14 protein-coding genes are annotated in these 17,936 nt (G+C 63.9%); 8 read left to right on the top strand and 6 right to left on the bottom strand.

Annotation, left to right across the window (positions count from 1 at the left end; all coding sequences use genetic code 11):
- Positions 1-5: 5 nt before the first annotated feature.
- From HLH25_RS11335 to HLH25_RS11315, 5 genes are all read right to left on the bottom strand, one after another.
- Positions 6-2,537, bottom strand: coding sequence for a TonB-dependent siderophore receptor (locus HLH25_RS11335; protein ID WP_182974169.1), 2,532 nt, complete (start codon positions 2,535-2,537; stop codon positions 6-8).
- Between the two features lie 292 nt (positions 2,538-2,829).
- The gene (locus HLH25_RS11330) at positions 2,830-3,822 is read right to left on the bottom strand and encodes a FecR family protein (RefSeq protein ID WP_182974168.1); all 993 of its coding nucleotides are present in this window, start codon (positions 3,820-3,822) and stop codon (positions 2,830-2,832) included.
- Between the two features lie 103 nt (positions 3,823-3,925).
- Positions 3,926-4,426, bottom strand: coding sequence for an RNA polymerase sigma factor (locus HLH25_RS11325; RefSeq protein ID WP_182974167.1), 501 nt, complete (start codon positions 4,424-4,426; stop codon positions 3,926-3,928).
- A 222-nt stretch (positions 4,427-4,648) separates the two neighbouring features.
- Entirely contained in the window at positions 4,649-5,452 is an 804-nt protein-coding gene (locus tag HLH25_RS11320; protein WP_182974166.1) for an enoyl-CoA hydratase, read from the bottom strand.
- On the bottom strand, positions 5,449-6,744 hold the full coding sequence (locus tag HLH25_RS11315; RefSeq protein WP_182974165.1) for a CaiB/BaiF CoA transferase family protein: 1,296 nt from the start codon (positions 6,742-6,744) through the stop codon (positions 5,449-5,451). Before HLH25_RS11315 ends, HLH25_RS11320 begins: the two co-directional genes overlap by 4 nt.
- Before the next feature lie 214 nt (positions 6,745-6,958).
- Between HLH25_RS11315 and HLH25_RS11310 the strand changes: the two genes are divergently transcribed.
- The 4 genes from HLH25_RS11310 to HLH25_RS11295 all read left to right on the top strand — a co-directional run bounded on the left by HLH25_RS11310 (position 6,959) and on the right by HLH25_RS11295 (position 11,237).
- On the top strand, positions 6,959-8,359 hold the full coding sequence (locus HLH25_RS11310) for an MFS transporter (protein ID WP_182974164.1): 1,401 nt from the start codon (positions 6,959-6,961) through the stop codon (positions 8,357-8,359).
- Positions 8,360-8,468: 109 nt separating this feature from the next.
- Positions 8,469-9,065 carry a GntR family transcriptional regulator gene (locus HLH25_RS11305; RefSeq protein WP_246402050.1) on the top strand — a complete coding sequence of 199 codons (597 nt, stop codon included), beginning with the start codon at positions 8,469-8,471 and terminating at the stop codon, positions 9,063-9,065.
- The gene (locus HLH25_RS11300; RefSeq protein WP_182974163.1) at positions 9,055-9,576 is read left to right on the top strand and encodes a gamma carbonic anhydrase family protein; all 522 of its coding nucleotides are present in this window, start codon (positions 9,055-9,057) and stop codon (positions 9,574-9,576) included. Before HLH25_RS11305 ends, HLH25_RS11300 begins: the two co-directional genes overlap by 11 nt.
- Before the next feature lie 200 nt (positions 9,577-9,776).
- Entirely contained in the window at positions 9,777-11,237 is a 1,461-nt protein-coding gene (locus HLH25_RS11295) for a carbohydrate porin (protein WP_310889094.1), read from the top strand.
- A gap of 113 nt (positions 11,238-11,350) precedes the next feature.
- Here HLH25_RS11295 and HLH25_RS11290 read toward each other — a convergent pair whose 3' ends face one another.
- Positions 11,351-12,457 (bottom strand): LacI family DNA-binding transcriptional regulator, encoded by a 1,107-nt coding sequence (locus HLH25_RS11290; RefSeq protein ID WP_246402079.1) that lies wholly within the window; start codon positions 12,455-12,457, stop codon positions 11,351-11,353.
- A 244-nt stretch (positions 12,458-12,701) separates the two neighbouring features.
- Here HLH25_RS11290 and HLH25_RS11285 point away from each other — a divergent pair, with 244 nt between their 5' ends.
- The 4 genes from HLH25_RS11285 (at position 12,702) to HLH25_RS11270 (ending at position 17,647) form a co-directional block, all read left to right on the top strand.
- The gene (locus tag HLH25_RS11285) at positions 12,702-15,137 is read left to right on the top strand and encodes a TonB-dependent receptor (protein ID WP_182974162.1); all 2,436 of its coding nucleotides are present in this window, start codon (positions 12,702-12,704) and stop codon (positions 15,135-15,137) included.
- 5 nt (positions 15,138-15,142) lie between these two features.
- Entirely contained in the window at positions 15,143-16,696 is a 1,554-nt protein-coding gene (locus HLH25_RS11280; protein ID WP_182974161.1) for an alkaline phosphatase D family protein, read from the top strand.
- Between the two features lie 82 nt (positions 16,697-16,778).
- Positions 16,779-16,994 (top strand): hypothetical protein, encoded by a 216-nt coding sequence (locus HLH25_RS11275; RefSeq protein ID WP_182974160.1) that lies wholly within the window; start codon positions 16,779-16,781, stop codon positions 16,992-16,994.
- On the top strand, positions 16,991-17,647 hold the full coding sequence (locus HLH25_RS11270) for a helix-turn-helix transcriptional regulator (RefSeq protein WP_182974159.1): 657 nt from the start codon (positions 16,991-16,993) through the stop codon (positions 17,645-17,647). Before HLH25_RS11275 ends, HLH25_RS11270 begins: the two co-directional genes overlap by 4 nt.
- Positions 17,648-17,936 lie beyond the last annotated feature (289 nt).

Raw genomic sequence — 17,936 nt, 5'->3', positions numbered from 1 at the left:
GCCCGTCACCAACTGTACATCAGGTTGCCGTACACCCTGCGCCCCTGCCCCAGGTAGCATTGGTACGTGCCGCATGTCGTCACATAATATTTGTTGGTCAGGTTCGAAATCGCCACCTGCGCCCGCAATCCTTTCAGCACCGGTGTCAACCCGCCGAAATCGTAATGCGCGCCTATATCGAACAGAAGATAAGGTGGCATTTTATAGGAATTGGCCGGATCGTCATAAGTGAAGCCCGTATATCTTACCCCCCAATTGATACCCAATCCCTTTGCGACAGTCCGGGGCAACGTATAGTCGAAGAAGACCGACATCATGTTGCGCGGCACGCCTTCGACATATTTTCCCTGCTGCGGCACCGCCGCGCCGAACGTTCCCGTCCGGGGGTAAAAAATATTGGTCTTCAGGTTGGATTTCGCAAAGCGCATGTCGGTATAGGTATAGGAACCGACGACCCGCAGATCCGGCGTGATATTGGCGCTGGCCGACAGCTCCACCCCCTGCGACCGCACCCGCCCCACATCGGCGCTGAAGTTCGGATGGAGCGGGTCCGTGACGAGGTAATGGTTTTCCTCGATATGGAAGACGGAACCGGTCAGCAGGATATCCCGCTCCGGCACCTTGTATTTCAGACCGGCCTCGAACTGCTTTCCGGTCAGCGGCGCGAACGGGCGGTTCAGGTAATCCGTCGTGCCGAACTGCGGGTTGAAGGAGGATGAGTAGCTGAAATAGGGCGCCAGCCCGAAGTCGAAATTATAGACCAGCCCGGCACGCCAGGTAAACGCGGATTGCGAGACGGTATTGGGCGCGTTCAGTGTCGCCGTACTGCCACCACCGACATGATAATTACGCTGCCCGCCAACAAAGGTTCGGTTATACCAATCCTGGCGGCCGCCAAGCAAAATCGAGAACCTGTTCCATTTCATCTGGTCCTGGAAATAGACGCCTTCCTGAAAATAGGATAAATTCTGGATATAAGCCGGGTTAGGACATCTCCAGGGCGTCGCCAGACAGGGCGTGAAATCGTAAGCGCGCGGATTATAGACATCCACGACGTTGTACGATCCTGCGGTCTGATACAGCCCGGTACTATTGATCTGCCGGAAATCGGACCCCACGATCCAGGTATGCGACACCGGCCCGGTATCGACATGCCCCATCAGCCGCGAATCGAGGCCCACAGTTCGGTTTGCACCGCTGGACGCCCATGGATTCCTGCGGATTTCCGACATTGAAATCGGCTGGTTCAAAACCATGTACTGGGTGGAACGCCAGGAATCCTCCCAGCGAAAATTCTGCACGAATGTTATATATTTATTAAACTCGTGTTTGAACTGATATTCAAACATCGCATCCGTGGCGCGATTGTCGTTGAAAGAAGGCGTACCCAGAAAGGTGCTGCGCGACAGATAGCCTTTCGTGCCCGGAAAGGCGGTGCCGTAGAGCGAATAGGCCGTCTGCGCCACGCCGATCTCGGGGGTGTACATATATTCCCCGATAAGAGACAGCGATGTCCTGGGATCGATATCCCACGTAAGGGAGGGCAGAACGCCGACACGCCTGTAATTCACGTTATTCATCTGCGTACCCTGCGTCACGCCTATGGCTGCGATCCGGTAGCGCACATTCCCCGATTTCGTGATCCTGTCGCTGACATCGAGCGTCGCTTCATATCGTCCCCAGTTGCCGAAGCCGAGCGTCGCCTGATGCAGCGGGGTCGCGGTCGGCTTCTTCAGGCTCACGCCGATCATGCCACCCGGCGTGGTCTGGCCATACATGACGGAAGACGGGCCATTGACCACATCGATCCGGTCCAGAAAAGCCGTTTCCGTGGCCGACTGGGATTGCGTCATCAATCCATCGACGAATTCCGAGGTGCCGAAGCCACGCTGCTTGATACCGGACCCGGACGCCCCGGCGCTGTACGTTCCCAGCGGCTCGGCGAAGATCCCCGGACTGTAGCGCAGGGCGTCAGTCAGGCGCTGAGCCTGCTGGTCCACCATCTGCTGCTTGGTCACGACATAGATCGAGTTGGGTATTTCCGTGATCGGCGTATCGGTTTTCGTCGCCGCCAGGGTGTTCTCGGCGACATAGCCGACACCCGGCCCGGTCGGGTCCTGATGCGCGAACGTCCCGCCCACCCGCACCGGCCCCAGCGTGATCGTGGAAGAGGCCCGGCGCAGGATCACGCTGTGCCTGCCGGTCATCTCATAGGTCAGGCCGCTGCCGTTCAGCAGCCTGGCCAGCCCGGCGGACGGCGACTGCGCCCCCCGCAAGCCTGCGCTCTGCAACCCCGCCAGAAGTTCCTGCGGAACCGATACCGCCCAGCCGCTCTGCGTGCCGAATGTCGTCAACGCCGTGGCGAGAGACTGGGGCGCAATATGAAAATTGACGCTCTCCGCCTGGTTGGCGGACGCGGCCCGCAACGCGACCGGATACAATGCGATGCCGCCGAGAACGGTGGATGAGGTCAGGATAACGGCCCGGTGCGCCAAGCCCCTGAAGGAGAAGAAATCCCTCCCGCATACTCGTGACATGCTGTCTTCGCCCCTTTCGGCTGTCGTGCGTCAGAGGCCGCCTGCAAAGTCACCCAGCCTGCGATCCGGCGCGACTTTTCAACAGCCTCTCAGGTTCATGCCGAATGATGAGAATGCCTCTCACTCTCTATCATCCCTAACCTTCAACACGTCCGAACAGGGTGCTTTTTCCGCATTTTTCAGAAAAAAAACGACAGCAATTCATCGAAAACCGGTTCGGTGAACTGCTGTCGTCCATTGTTTTTACAGACCTCCGCCCCGTTCGAATGCACGCATTCAAACAGGGGCCGCCCTAGCGGCTCATGACCGCCAGCCACGGCGTCACATGCATGACATGGGCTTTCTGGCCGCGTGCCAGCGTTTCGAATGCCTGATCGGGCTCATCGAGCGGATACGTTCCAGTCACCCGTTCCACCCGCAGTTCCGCGCCGTACACGAACAGCCGGCCACGCGGCACATAGGCTTGCAGCGCCGCCGCGATCTCCGCCACCGGCAGATCATGCGCCACGAAGATGCCGGTGGACCACAATCCGACCTCGTCGGGGTCAACCGCCTGCGTGGCGAGATGGATACCGCGCAACGTCGCCGCCTGCCCGGCACCGAGAAAGACGGCCGGTTCCCGCAGGCCGTTCTCCTGCACCGAAACCCGCCCCTCCCGCACAGCCACCGTCGCCTCATGCCCGCCGCCCAGTCGTACATCGAACACCGTGCCGACATCCGTAACCGTCAGGCGCCCGGCAAGCACGGAGAACGGGCGCGCGGCATCATGGCGCACCGTAAAGAGGGCCTCTCCCCTGAGAAGCCGCACATGGCGATGCCCGTCCAGAAAATCGAGCGCCACCGCGCTCTCGGGCGCGAGAACCGCCCGGCTGCCATCAGCCAGTTCCAGCGTGCGCGTTTCCTGCCGTCCCGTCGCATAATCGGCCTGCCAGCGCACCATCATCTCAGGCCCGATCAGGATCGCGACGGCCGCGGCCGCCACCGATGCAAGAGCGGAGAGGCCGATCCCCGGCAGGCGGCGCCTCCAGCGCTTTCTTCGATAGGTCCGCATCGTCGGCACCGGAACAGGCAGGGCATCGTCCGGGATCGCCTTGAGCAGGCCCATGGTTCGGACAACCTGCCGCCATTCCGCGTCACGCGCCGGATCGGCGGCCCGCCACATCTCGAAATGCTTCACGACCTCGGGATCGTCATCCTCTTCGCGAAGCAGAATATGCCATTCCACGGCACGCCGTGGCCAGGCGGACAGGTCCCCCCTGCCATCGCCCCCGCCGTCGCCACTCATGCGTTGTTCCCCCCGAAGACCAGCCGCGGGTTTCGTATGGCAAAACCGGTCCCCTCGATACTCGACACGTTCGGGGCGTGTGTTTTTTCACCGTGACGCGACATTATTCCGTCGAATCGAACGCCAGGCGGCAGCGTTCCATCCCGTCAGCGACCAGCCCATGCACGCGCGTAATCGACATATCGAGTATCCGGGCGATCTCGCGCAGTTTCAGCCCGTCGAAACGATACAGGATGATCGCCTGCTGCGTCACGTCCGGCAGCCCCCGAAGGCATTCCATCACCCGTTCGAGTTCCAGGCGGGCCGCCAGTTCGGTTTCCAGGCCGGGAACGTCCGCCGCGATCGCCTCCATGGCCCTGCCTTCGATCCGCACGAAACGCTGGTCCTCGCGAACCGCCCGGCGACGCCTGTCCAGTGCAAGATTGCGGATGACACGATAGAGGAAACTCAGGGGATTCTCCGGATGCATCCCATGACAACGCAGCCATGCCTCCTGGACCAGATCCTCGGCCAGCGCGGTGTCCCCCATGATCCGTCCGGCATAATGAAGAAGCTGCCCGCGATTGGAGAGATAGCAGGCCAGCAATTCAGGCTTTCCCCCCAAGGGACACCTCTCCCGCCGCACCGTTTGGTCGGACGGCCCACGCAAATGAGAACAATTCTCATTTTGTTACGCGAGCGGGCCGGGAAAGGCAAGGGGAGCAGACCACGCATCCCTCCTCCCCGGCCGCGAACATGAACACCCACGCCCGCGCCGGCCTCCACGGCTACGACCAGACCAGACCAGACCAGACCGCCCGTTACGGCCGAATGGCCCGCGCCCGCGTCACCGCCCCTCCCACTGCGCCGGCGCCCCGGTCCCGAACGCCGCGACCCCCCGATGAAAATCCGCGCTGCCGTAACACCGCCGGATCAGGTCGGCCATCTCCGGCACCGCGCTCTCTCCCAGCCGGCGCAACGCCTCGCGCGTCACCGCGATCGTGATCGGCGCATGCCCGCAGATCCGTCGGCAGAGCTTGACGACGGTCGCCTCCAGTTCTTCGGCCGGCACGATGGCATGCAGGTACCCGATGCCCGCCAGATCCTCGGCCGCCGGCATCTCGGCCAGCAGCGTCATGCGCTTCACCCAGCTTACCCCCAGCGTGCGCTCCAGCCGGGCGAGATTGGCGCCGGAGAGACAGTTGCCCAACGTGCGGGCGATCGGCACGCCGAACCGCGCCCCCGCCGCCGCGATGCGAAAATCGCAGGCATTGGCAATCGCCAGCCCCCCGCCGACCGCCCAGCCCTCGACCACCGCAAGCGTCGGCACCGCAATCCGGTCCAGCCGCGCAATGCACTGGTCGATCCCCTGCTCATACGCCACGCCATCCTCGCCCGAGCGGAAATCGCGAAACTGCGCAATATCGGTCCCGGCGACAAAAGCCTGTCCCCCCGCCCCCCGCAGCACCGCCACCCGCAGGCCCGGCGTCGTATCAATCTGCTCGATCGCCTCGCCAAGGTCGCGATACATCTGCCACGTCATGGCATTGCGTGCCTGCGGCCGGTCGAAAACGATCGTGGCCACCTCGCCCTCGATCGTCAGCCGCACCCGGCCGGCAACGGGCTCCTCCCGCTCCGCCACACCGTTCATGACGCAAACGCTCCCGCATCCGTCAGGCCGGCAATCGCCTCGTCCGACAGGCCGCGCTCGGCCAGGATCTCGCGCGTATGCTCCCCCAGCAGCGGCGGCGGCCGGCGCACGGTCGGCGGCGTGCCGCGCAACTTCACCGGAAAGCCGATATTGGGAATCGTCCCTTCCACCGGGTGGGGAATTTCCATCTTCATCTCGCGGAATTTCCCATGATCGCTCTCGAACGCCTCGGGATAGGTATTCATCCGCCCGGCCGGAATCCCCTTGGCCAGCAGCGTTTCCACCCATTCCTCCGAGGGCCGGGTCATGAAAGTCTTTTCCAGTTCCTCGATCAGCACCACCCGGTTGGCCAGCCGGTCGGAAATGGTGGCAAAGCGCGGATCGTCCAGCAGCTCCGCCCGCCCCAGTTCATTGCAGAGCTTCACCCACAATTTCTGGTTGGTCGCCCCCATCACGAAATACCCGTCCGACGCCCGCACCGCCTGATAGGGCGCGCTCATGCGGTTGGCGGTCCCCAACGGCTCGGGGATGGTCCCCTTCCCCCAATATTCCGAGATATCCCATATCGAAAACGCCATCGCCGAGTCGAACAGCGAGGCATCGATAAACTGCCCCTGCCCGCTCTTCTCGCAGCCGATATAGGCCGCGAGGATCGCATAGGTCGCAAACAGCGCGCAGCCGATATCCGCCACCGGCACGCCCGCCTTCACCGGCGGCCCGCCAGGGTGCCCGGTCACGCTCATCACGCCCGACATCGCCTGCGCCATCAGGTCGAATCCCGGCCGCATGGCCCACGGCCCGGTCTGGCCGAAGCCCGAGATGCTGGCATAGACAAGGCGCGGATTGATCTTCGCCAGCGTCTCGTAATCGATGCCCAGCTTGCGCACCACGCCGGGGCGATAATTCTCCACGACGATATCGGCCGTCTTCACAAGATCGAGAAAAACCTGCCGCCCGGCCGGGTTCTTCAGGTTCAGCGCGATGCTGCGCTTGTTCCTGTTCATGTTCAGGAACCCCATGCTGTCATCGCCCTTCATGCGAAACCCCATGGCCCCGCGCGTCTGGTCGCCCGTCCCCGGCGGCTCGATCTTGATGATGTCGGCCCCCAGGTCGCCCAGCAGCATGGTGCAGACCGGCCCGGCCATCACCTGGGTCACGTCCAGTACCCGGATTCCGGCCAGCGGCAGCGCGCGGCCCCCCGCCGCGCCCGGCCGCGCGTCATGGCCGCCCGCCGGGTCGTCCCTACGGTCCTGCGTCGCCGACGTGTCGTGAGAGTGGAGCGTGCTGTCCATGAAAGGGCCCTCCGTCTTTTATCCCGTTTTCGTGATTGAACGGGTGTTGGTATTTTGCATTCATAATTCATAATGCCGATGTGCTACAAGCATTCCGGCAGAACAGGGGGGACAGTACTCCGTTCTGTGAAAGGCCATGAAACGCCGCGTCGGCCATGCTCCCCAAAGGGACCGGCGACGGCGCACTCAAAAAAAACAAGAAACGAGGCCGACCATGTTCCACGGCAAGACAATGACGCCGACCGCCTATATCCGTCACACCCTCACCACCGCGCCGGGCCGCATCTTCGGGCTGGTGTGCGTGATGTATTTCATCACCTATGTCGATCGCGTGAACATCTCGACGCTGGCGCCCCTGATGGCACGCGACCTGCACCTGTCGAACGTTCAGTTGGGGCTGGCCCTGTCCGCGTTCGGCTATCCCTACGCCCTGCTGCAAATCGCGGGCGGCAGTCTGGCCGACAGCCTCGGCCCACGCCGCACGCTGGTCATCAGCGGCCTCATCTGGGGTGTCGCCACCATCCTCACCGGCCTGGTGGGCGGCCTGCTCTCGCTGATCGCCATCCGCGTCCTGCTGGGCATCGGCGAGGGCGCCACCTTCCCCGCCGCCACGCGCGCGGTGGCCGCATGGGTTCCCTCCACCCGACGCGGCTACGCCCAGGGCATGATGCATTCCTCATCGCGCCTGGCCAACGCGCTCACCCCGCCGCTGACGGTCATGATCGCCCTGTGGCTGGGCTGGCGCGGCGCCTTCATGGCGCTGGGCTGCGTCAGCCTGGGCTGGACGCTGGCCTGGGCCTTCATGTTCCGCGACCGCCCGGCCAGCCACCCAGGCGTCACCGCCGCCGAACTGGCCGAACTCCCGGTCATCGACACGCCCCGCACGGGCGCCGCCAAACCGTCCATCCCGTGGCGGGCGCTGATCCGCGCCATGATGCCGGCCACGCTGATCTATTTCTGCTACAACTGGACGCTGTGGCTCTACATCACCTGGCTGCCGTCCTTCTTCGTGCAGGCTTACGGGCTGAACCTGAAGCACACCGCCATCTTCTCGTTCGGCGTCTTCACCGCCGGCGTGGTGGGCGATACCTGCGGCGGCCTGTTCACCGACTATCTGTACCGCCGCCACGGCAACCTGCCGCAGGCGCGGCGCCAGGTCATCATCGCCAGCATGATCGGCTCCATGCTCTGCCTGCTGCCGGCGCTGTTCGTGCATAATCTCACCGCCATCGGCATCGCGCTGTCGGCGGCCTTCTTCTTCCTGGAATTGACTGTCGGCCCGATCTGGGCGATCCCGATGGACATGGCGCCCCAATATGCCGGTACCAGCAGCGGAATCATGAACACGGGCTCGGCCATCGCCGGCATCCTGTCGCCGTTCGCCTTCGGCCTGATCATCGACCTGTCGCACAGCTACAGCCTGCCGTTCTACGGCCCGGTCGTCCTGCTGATCGTCGGCGCAGCGCTGGCGTTCCACTACCTGCCGTCGCGCCCCGACGCCGCCCCCGGATCATCGACCCCGGATGCGCCGAACCTGGGCACACCGAACCCTGGCACACCGAACCCTGGCGCCCCCCTGTCGGGCCACAAGCTCGGCAACGCCCATGGTCATTGACCACCGGAGACCCAGCCCGCCATGACCGATCCCACGATCGTCCCGCGCCTCAACCTTCACGACACGCTCATCACCGCCCTGCGCGGCATGATTCTCGACGGCGTGCTGGTTGCCGGGCGAGAAGATCGCCGAGCGCGCGCTATGCGACCGGTTCGGCATTTCCCGAACCCCGCTGCGCGAGGCGCTGAAGGTCCTGGCGTCGGAGGGGCTGGTCGAACTGCTGCCCCGGCGCGGCGCGGTCGTGGCACAGATCACCGAGGCCGATATCCACAACCTGTTCCCGATCATGGGCGCGCTGGAAGGCGTGGCCGGCGAACTGGCCTGCGCCCGCGCCAGCACGCAGGACATCGCCCACGTCCGCACACTGCACGACGAGATGATGCAAAGCTACGCGCGGCGCGACGAACAACGCTACCTGCGCCAGAACCGGCAGGTCCACGAGGCCATCTTCGCCCTGGCCCGCAATCCGGCCCTGTCGGAGATGTACCAGCAGATCCTGGCGCGCATCCATGTCTGCCGCTTCATCCGGCGCAAGGACGATCGCGACTGGGCCACCGCGATCGCGGAACACGATGCCATCATGGACGCCCTGGAACAGCGCGACGGGGCGCGCCTGTCACAACTCATGCGCGACCATATCGCGGGGACCAGCGCGCGCATCGCCCTGGCCTCGCTGGACGGGAGTGAGGAACGAGATGCTGTTTGAATATGACGGCCAGACCCCCGACCTGTCGGCCGAAAATACCTACGTGGCACCGACCGCCACGCTGATCGGCGCCATCACGGTGCAGGCGGCGGCCAGCATCTGGTTCGGCGCCGTCCTGCGCGGCGATTCCGAACGCATCGTCATCGGCGCCGGCAGCAACGTGCAGGACAATTCCGTCCTGCACACCGATCCCGGATTTCCGCTGGAAATCGCCGAGGATGTCACGATCGGCCACATGGTCATCCTGCATGGCTGCCGCATCGGCGCCGGCTCGCTGATCGGCATGGGCTCGGTCATCATGAACGGCGCCCAGATCGGCCGAAACTGCCTGGTCGCCGCCGGCAGCCTGGTCCCGGAAGGCAGGATTTTCCCCGACGGCTCGGTCATTCGCGGCCGCCCGGCCACGCTCGTCGGCCCCGTCACCCCGGCGCACGAGGCGATGATGCGCGGCGCCAGCCAGTCCTACCGCGACCGGGCACGCCGCTATCGCGCGTTACTGCACCCGGCATAGGGCCGGCCGCGCGCGCACATTACGGTCAAAAAGACCGCCGGCACGTCCCCTGTACGACATGCCGGCGAACAGACCCAGTAAAGGCAGGTGCCATGACCAGCATGGCACCCTCCCGCGCGCATATGAACAGAAGAACGAGATCATGACCGCCGCATAACGGCCGTCATGTCGCGGACATCACAAAGAACAGGAAAACTGTCGTGTCCCTCTCAACCTTTTCCCCTCGTATGGGAACGGGGAAGACGTGCCTCGCGATCGCCGGCCTCTTCCTTGTCCTCATGACATCCTCACCCGCCGCGACAGCGGCCCGCACCCTGCCCTATACGGGCCTGAGTTCGCCCAGCGGCCCGTCCTCCTTCCTCGACAGCCCGACGGCGTATGAAAACACGCCCTTCACGCCCAATACCGAACATGCCTATGGCACATGGAACGGCCTGCGTACCCGGCTGGCCGGCATGGGCATCGGCCTGGGGCTGGATTATGTCGGCGAAAGCGCGATCATCCTCGATGGCGGGCGCACCAACGTCACCGGCTCGGCCGGCTATACGCACCAGGTCGCGGTCCAACTCCATCTCAACTGGCAGAAGCTGGTGGGCTGGAAGGGTTTCAATACCCATGTCGTCCTCGTCAACCGCGCCGGGCACAATCTCTCCACCGATGCCGGCGATCGCTCACTGGTCAACGTGCAGGAAATCTACGGCGGCGGCGGCAACGTCATCGCCCATCTGGTCTCCGCCTACGGCACCCAGGACCTGCTGAACCAGCGCATGCAGATCGCGCTCGGCTACATGTCGGTCAATCTCGATTTCTCGACCTCGCCGCTCTATTGCACGTTCATGAACAATGCCATATGCGGCAATCCGAAAACCCAGACCAAGGGGTCCATCGGCTTCTCCAATACCCCAAACGGGGCGCTGGGCGGCCGGCTGCGCTTCTGGCCCCTGCACGGCCTGTATGTGCAGGGCGGCGCCTATGGCGTCAATGCCGGCATCGGCAAGCCCCGCTATACCCGCACGGGGTTCGAATTCGCGACCAGCGCCTATACGGGTGTGTATGTTCCCTTTGAAATCGGTGCCATTCCCGTTTATGGCCCCCACGCGCTGATCGGCCATTACAAGATCGCCGCCGCCTACGATTCCTCGATCTACCCGTCGTATTACGACGACATCAACGGCAACCCGATCCCGCTGACCGGCCTGCCGGCCCGCACCGCGCGCGGCAAGATCCAGGTCTGGGCGACGATGGACCAGATGATCCTGCGCAATGGGCGCGGGCTCTACGAGGGCCTGTATCTCATGGCCGGCTATGTGCACAACACGCCGCGCGCCTCGCCGTACGAACATCAATATTATGTCGGCCTGTCCGATCGCGGCATGATCCCCGGCCGCCCCAACGACACGTTCGGTCTCCTGGTCAACCGCATCACGGCCAGTTCCACGCTCGTCGCGGCCCAGAAACTCTCTTACAAACGCGGCAAAAAACTGCCCGCCAACGCCCTGACGCCCCAGAGTTCCGCGACGGTCATCGAAGCCACCTACAACATCCACGTCCTCCAGGGCCTGTGGGTCCAGCCAGACGCCCAGTACGTCATCAACCCCAACCTCGAAAAACGGGTGAAGAATCTCGCCGTCCTCGGCCTGCGCCTGCGGGTGATCTTCTGAAGCTCTTTTCTGTTCAGCCATCTTTCAGACCCGCCATACCCGCGCGGGGGCCGATACCCGATAGCGGCTCCATGCCGCGCGCATCCCGGCAGCCCCCGGACGCCGCGCCTCCCTTACGGGCCGGCCCGGCGGCTGCCGGTCGAGCGACGAACCCGCAATTCCGGATCGACAGTACAGACGCTGGAAACCTCCCTGGCAATGGCATCCAGCAGCACGCGCGCGGCCTGTAGGCCCAGTTCATGCGCCCGCAAATCCACGGTGGTCAATGCGGGAGACACCAGTGCGGAGAACGGAATATCGTTGAAAGACGCAACACTCAGCCTGTCCGGGATCGTCATGCCCATTTCCTGGGCGCGCTTCATGATGCCATAGGCCAGAATATCGTCCGCCGCCACGATCGCCGTCACGCCGGCGGCTTCCCATAGCGGCCACGACCGGGAAAAAGCCGCTTCTCCCTGCTCGATATCGAGATATTCGGCGGGCGCCGGGGCATTGTGCAAAGCGCCGCCCGCCTGCCGGACGACCGCCCCAAGCGCCTCCCGCCGGCATGAAAACGTCGCCTTGTCAGGCAGGAAATCCAGATAACCGACGCTCCGATGCCCCAGTTCGACCAGATGCCGACCAAGCTGATGCCCGGCGAGGACGACATTCAACTCGATGCGCGAGACATCCATGGCGGTATAGGCGTCCAGGATGACGGTCGGACAGGTCTGGCGAAACGAATCCAGCGTCGTCTGCGGCGGAGTGGCAAGGATCAGGCCCGCGATATTATCTTCCTGGGCCGCCCGGACGATATCGATCCCATAATCCATATCTTCCGAGGGCACATGAAGCTGGATCGTAAAGCGCGTGCCGATCACCTGAAGGATGCCCTCCAGCATCTCGCCGAAGAACGGATTCCTGATGCTGGGTACGACGACCGATATGCTGGACGGCAACTGACTGACCAGTGAACGCGCAAAACTGTTGGGGCGATAATCGAGATCGGAAACCGCTTTCTGGATGCGCGCCTTCAGATCGCCGTTGATGCGTCCGCCATCCCGGTTCCGAACCACCAGGGACACGGCGGACACCGAACATCCTGCCAGTTTGGCAACGTCTTTCGCCGTGGCACGCCGTATCTTCAAGAAATCCTCGTCACCCAAATCGCCTGATGCCCATCGAACGGCAACGCCGTCCGCAAGGCTCAACCACCGGACAGGCACCCCGCGCACCGGCATCTCCGCCGGACCGCCCCCTCCGGCGCACGCCCGAAAAACCCTGACTGCCACCTGCCGGCCCCGTGGTCCACCGCAGACGCGCCCGACACCCGGTTTATGACATATTCATGATAGCCGAAAAAAATCTTGAAATGGAAATCCGCCCACGTCAAACGTGTGACGCAACGACATTTCGTCGATTCCCCCATGCGCGTGGCCACCCTTGACCCGCCCCGCCATCCTTGCTCACAGGACGACCCGGACCATGCGACGCTCTCGACGAACCCTTCTTTATTCGGCCGTATTTGCCGCGTTCGGCGCCCCGGATGGCCGAGCCGATACCGGTGCGGCGCACGCACGGGGCCACAAAGCGACCCATCGCCCGGCGACCCACCCGTACGCCCCGGCGCACCCCGCCCCGCCCGAAACGCGGCCCACCGCCGCGGCCCCCACCGCCACGCGCGATCCGCGACCGGCCGTTCCCGAAGCCATTCTCGTATCCGGCCGCAGCGGACGAACGCAGGAGCCCGGCGGCGGCCTGATTCGGGTGGAAAGAAGCCCCAAGGCCATCCAGACGGTCACGCGCGATTATATCGCCAAGCAGGCGCCCACATCGAACCTGCAACAGATGCTGCGCATGCTCCCCAGCGTGAATATCGCCGACCAGGACCCGTTCGGCCTATATGCCGGACAGGTCAACGTACGCGGCTTCGACCAGACGGAAGTCGGCTGGCTGCTGGACGGCGCCCCGCTGAACGACACCGGCAACGCGGCCTTCTATGCCAACGAGGCTGTCGAGGCCGAGGATCTGGAAACGGTTTCCCTGCAACCCGGCTCGGTGGACATCTCCAGCCCCGTGATCAATGCCTCGGCGGGCCTGTCCAAGGCGACGATGATGACGCCGGCTGCCAAGTTCGGCGGCCTGATCGACGCCTCCTTCGGCTCCTACGACACGTTTCGCCAATATATCCGCCTGAATTCCGGCTATCTCGGACAGAGCGGCATCAGGGCCATGTTCGCCTTCAGCCACACCAAGGGCAACCTGTGGCGCGGCAGCGGGCAGGCCGAGAAAGATCATTACGATTTCAAGGCCATGAAGGAATTCGACAATGGAAGCCACACCGGCCTGACCGTATCCTACAACGATCAGATCAACAGCAATTATCTCAACCCGACCCTGTCGCGATACCGGACCACCGGATACAGCACCAGTTTCCCCGCCTATTTCAGCGGCGGAAACTGGTACAAATCCAGCAACAACCCGTTTCGCAACGTCATCGCGGTCGTGCCCACCCATATTCACATCACGCCGCGCCTGTCCCTCGATGACAGCCTGTATTTCTGGTACGGCACCGGCGGCGGCAGCGGGGCCATGACCGTGGGCAGCAACGCCTATATGGGCACACGCCCGGTCACGCTCGACCTGGGCGGCGCCAGCCACGCCCTGGTCCTGGGCTCGTCCAACCAGCGCCAATTCCGGCCGGGCAACACGCTGTCCGTCAAATATGACGCCGATGCCCACAATTCCACCGTCATCGGCTGGTGGTATGAATACGACAATGAATACATGAACTACGCCCTGGGCAGAATGGACCAGGCGACAGGCCACGTCTTCGACATCTGGGGGCGGAGCGACCTGATCACCCAGACGAACGGCCAACCCTACAACATGCGCGATTTCCTCACCCTGACCCAGACGAACATGCTGTTCGTCGAGCATCATGCCCATTATTTCGACGACCGCCTGCTCGTGGACCTGGGCTTCAAGGAAGCGATGACGACGCGCAGGACGTATAATTACACGCCCGGCGCCCGATACAACCAGAATATCCACAGTGCGGAACCGCTGCCGCAACTCGGCGTGTCGTGGCTCTTCAACCCGCATCACCAGATCTATATTTCCGGAACGACGAGCGAAAAAATGCCGTCGAACCTGTCCATCGTCGATTTCTACAATATGGCGGGCGTCAAAACACAATCCGGCGGCCAGAGCAGCCCGGAATACGCGATCCACGAGGAAATCGGCTATCGGTACAACGACCGCCTGCTCGTCGCCTCGCTCTCGTTCTTCAATTACAACCTGACCAACCGCCAGCAGCAGCTCAGCTATTACCTCGGCACCACGCCCATCACCACGACGACCAATGCCGGCGGCCAGACTACGCGCGGCGTCGATGCACAGATCGGGCTGAAGCCGGTCTGGAACCATCTTCGCCCTTATGCCACCGTCGAATATCTCCATTCGACGATCGACAGCGACATCCGGACGGCGGGCATGCGCGATGGACGGCAGGTCACCGACTACCTGCCGACGGCGGGCAAGATCGCCGTACGCTCCCCCAAAATCCAGGCCGGTCTGGGGCTCGATTATGACGACGGCAATTTCTGGGTATCGGGCCAGATCAAATATATCGGCAAGCAATACGCGACGTTCATGAACGACAGTTCCATCCCGCAATATATCACGAACAATATCGCGATCGGGTACCGGCTCAAAAGCAACGGCATCATCAAATCGCCCGAAATCCAGCTCAACCTGCAAAACCTGACGGGCGCGAAGTTCAGAAACGGGATCTACGGCATCTCGAACGCACTGCGGACGACGCAGGGGGTGTATGGCAGCACGATTGCCGGTTCGCAGCCCAGCTATTATCTTCAGCCTCCCTTCTCTGCGATGGTCACCGTATCGGCGGGGTTCTGACATCAATGCACACGCACCCGAGACCCGGCCTCGGCCGCAGGCGCTTTTCCAGCCTGCTGCTGTCCTGCCCCGCCTTATCCTCCAGCGTCTCGGGTACCGGTGCGTATGCACATGGCGCCACGTTCTTTCCCTTTTCCGTCGCCTCGGGCGACCCGCTGTCCGACCGTGTCATCCTGTGGACCAGGCTGGCCCGCTCGGCGACCGATCCCGAGCCCTTCGCCACGACGGCGGTCCCGGTCCGCTGGCTGATCGCCGAAGACCGGGCGCTGGCTCACCCCGTGCGTACGGGCACGGCCCACGCCCGCCCGGAATCCGGTTTCAGCGTCCATGTCGATGTCACGGGCCTTCTTGCCGATCGTGTCTATTATTATGCATTCTTCTTCAATGGCGAGCGCAGCCCGGTCGGACGCACCCGGACGCTGCCCGCGCCCCGCGCGCTCCCGACCGATGCCCGGTTCGCCGTCGTCTGCTGCCAGAACTGGGAAAACGGCTATTTCGACGCCTACAGGGATATCGTGGATCAGGACCTGCAATTCGTCCTGCATCTCGGCGATTATATCTATGACGTGACCAGGGGCGGCGGCGTCCGCCGGCACGATCGCACCGCCCTGCCGATGACGCTCGACGACTACCGGGCGCGCCACGCCCTCTACCGTACCGATCCCGCCCTGCTGGCCGCGCACGAGGCCCACCCCTTCATTCTGCTGCCCGACAATCACGATGCCCTGGAAAGCGCGCCCCACACCCAGGACGAGGACCGGCGGCGCGCGGCAGCCTATCAGGCATGGTACGAATTCCTGCCCGTCAGGGCGCCCTACCGCCACGCCGACGACCGGATGCAGATCTACCGGAGCGTCGAACTGGGCACCCTCGCGCGCCTCAACCTGCTCGACACCCGCCAGTATCGCGATGTCGAAACGCCGTGCCGGCAGGAATCGGACGGCCATTTCGCCTTCGGTGTTTATGAAAAAGCCTGTCCGGCCTTCGCTGCCGATCCTCTGCGCAGCATGCTGGGAAAGACGCAGGAAGCCTGGCTCGACGATCGCCTGCGGTCCACGCCTTCGCGCTGGAACATTCTGGTCTCGACGGTGCTGATGTCGCCGCTGCGCATGACGCATGCGGGCGACTCCTATTGCTACCCCGGCAGTTGGGACGGCTATGATGCGAACAGAAAGAGGATTCTCGACACGATCGCGGAATACCGCCCCGCCAATCCTCTCTGCCTGTCGGGCGACCTGCATTCCAACCTGATCGCACAGGTCGTGCGCACCGCCGACGACGGACCGGAACACGGCATCATGCCCGAATTTCTCGGCACCTCCATCAGTTCCCTCTGGCCCGCCCCCCTGGCGACACCGATCGTGCAGGCCCTGCCGAAAAACCCGCATATCCTGCATTACGATTACCAGCACAGAGGATATCTCCTGGTCACCATGACTCCGGGCCAGTTGAAGGTCGCAACCCGCCTCATGTCCTTCGTTGACCGCAGCGGCGGCATTGCCCGCACGGGCCAGACCTTCGCCCTGCTCGACGGCGACCGCACGATCCATACCCTGTAGCGGCCCAGCCGCCATCGACACCGATGGCTCGCCGCAATAGCACAAGGTTGCAAGTCGCCCCGGAAACGCCGATCCTCGCCGCATGTGGACCGAACCCTACCTGGAAACCTGCTGCCGGTCGGCCCTGCACCGGCTGATGCTCAGCGGCGCGGCCGGCCGCCCGCCGGGCCTGAAGGACCAGCCATGCCTGGCGCGTCTGACCTGCATGGGCCTGGCCAGCCAGGACACCCACGGCCGCTACCACCCCACGCCCGAGGGCGTGGCCCGGCATGAATCGGAAATCCTCTCGCCCTCATGATCCGGCATGACGATCTGTGGCGCGCGCTAGACACGCTGGCCGCCGAACGCGGCCTCACGCCGTCCGGCCTGGCCCGCGCGGCGGGCCTGGACCCGACCAGCTTCAATCCCTCCAAACGCATCACGGCCGCCGGCCGCCCCCGCTGGCCCGGCACCGAAAGCCTGGCCCGCGTGCTGGACATCACCGGCCTGAGCCTGGAGGCATTCGCCCGCCTCGCGACCGGCCACCATCCCCTCTCCTCCTCCCCCCGCGCCGGCGCCCGATCACGCCTCCGCCTGTCCCCCTTCTCCCATCTCGACCATCCCGGCATGTTCGACGGCACCGGCCTGCCCAGCGGCCGCCACTGGGACCAGTGGGACATGCCCACCGCCACCGAAACCGACCTCTACGCCGTCACGCTGGATACCGACCTGTTCGAGCCGGTCTTCCGCGTCGGCACCATCCTGACGGTGTCGCCCGCCATCCCGATCCGGCGGCGCGACCGGGTGCTGGTCCTGCGGCCCGAAGGTCCGCTCTGCGCGGTGGTGGTCGATCCACGCAGAGGCGCGGGCACGGGGCCTCTGCTGGCCATGATCGGCACATCGGCCGGCGGCGGCGCGTTCGAGGCCGATCCCACGGACCATCTGCACCGCATCATGATGGCGTTCCTGTAAACCAGCCGCCGTGGCGACAATGACACGGCAGGCAAAAACCGGGCCTCGGCCAATACCGAACACGCCAGGAACCGTTCCATTCCCCGCACTTTCCGGTCCAGAAACGCCGCCGCCACGACCGGAGCCCCGCCAACCCGGCTGGAAATGCCCGAATGCCCTGTTTTCACGCCCATCTTCACGGGCCTATCCTGAATTTCGTGTGTTTGGTGTGATGCTGGAGAAGGAGAAGCATCATGTCCCGACGCAAGAAGCCCGTGATCCCTGACGACGTACTGGACCAGGTTCTGGC

The organism is Gluconacetobacter dulcium (assembly GCF_014174165.1).
Lineage (GTDB): Bacteria > Pseudomonadota > Alphaproteobacteria > Acetobacterales > Acetobacteraceae > Gluconacetobacter > Gluconacetobacter dulcium.
The sequence above is the reverse complement of the archived record's forward strand: the minus strand, read 5'-3'. Positions and strand labels throughout refer to the sequence as shown.

What these genes read in the sequence shown, in the direction of transcription:
- HLH25_RS11335 (WP_182974169.1), bottom strand. Translation starts at nt 2,537, where the DNA reads ATGTCACGAGTATGCGGGAGGGATTTCTTCTCCTTCAGGGGCTTGGCG.
- HLH25_RS11330 (WP_182974168.1), bottom strand. Translation starts at nt 3,822, where the DNA reads ATGAGTGGCGACGGCGGGGGCGATGGCAGGGGGGACCTGTCCGCCTGG.
- HLH25_RS11320 (WP_182974166.1), bottom strand. Translation starts at nt 5,452, where the DNA reads ATGAACGGTGTGGCGGAGCGGGAGGAGCCCGTTGCCGGCCGGGTGCGG.
- HLH25_RS11315 (WP_182974165.1), bottom strand. Translation starts at nt 6,744, where the DNA reads ATGGACAGCACGCTCCACTCTCACGACACGTCGGCGACGCAGGACCGT.
- HLH25_RS11310 (WP_182974164.1), top strand. Translation starts at nt 6,959, where the DNA reads ATGTTCCACGGCAAGACAATGACGCCGACCGCCTATATCCGTCACACC.
- HLH25_RS11300 (WP_182974163.1), top strand. Translation starts at nt 9,055, where the DNA reads ATGCTGTTTGAATATGACGGCCAGACCCCCGACCTGTCGGCCGAAAAT.
- HLH25_RS11290 (WP_246402079.1), bottom strand. Translation starts at nt 12,457, where the DNA reads ATGCCGGTGCGCGGGGTGCCTGTCCGGTGGTTGAGCCTTGCGGACGGC.
- HLH25_RS11285 (WP_182974162.1), top strand. Translation starts at nt 12,702, where the DNA reads ATGCGACGCTCTCGACGAACCCTTCTTTATTCGGCCGTATTTGCCGCG.
- HLH25_RS11280 (WP_182974161.1), top strand. Translation starts at nt 15,143, where the DNA reads ATGCACACGCACCCGAGACCCGGCCTCGGCCGCAGGCGCTTTTCCAGC.
- HLH25_RS11275 (WP_182974160.1), top strand. Translation starts at nt 16,779, where the DNA reads ATGTGGACCGAACCCTACCTGGAAACCTGCTGCCGGTCGGCCCTGCAC.
- HLH25_RS11270 (WP_182974159.1), top strand. Translation starts at nt 16,991, where the DNA reads ATGATCCGGCATGACGATCTGTGGCGCGCGCTAGACACGCTGGCCGCC.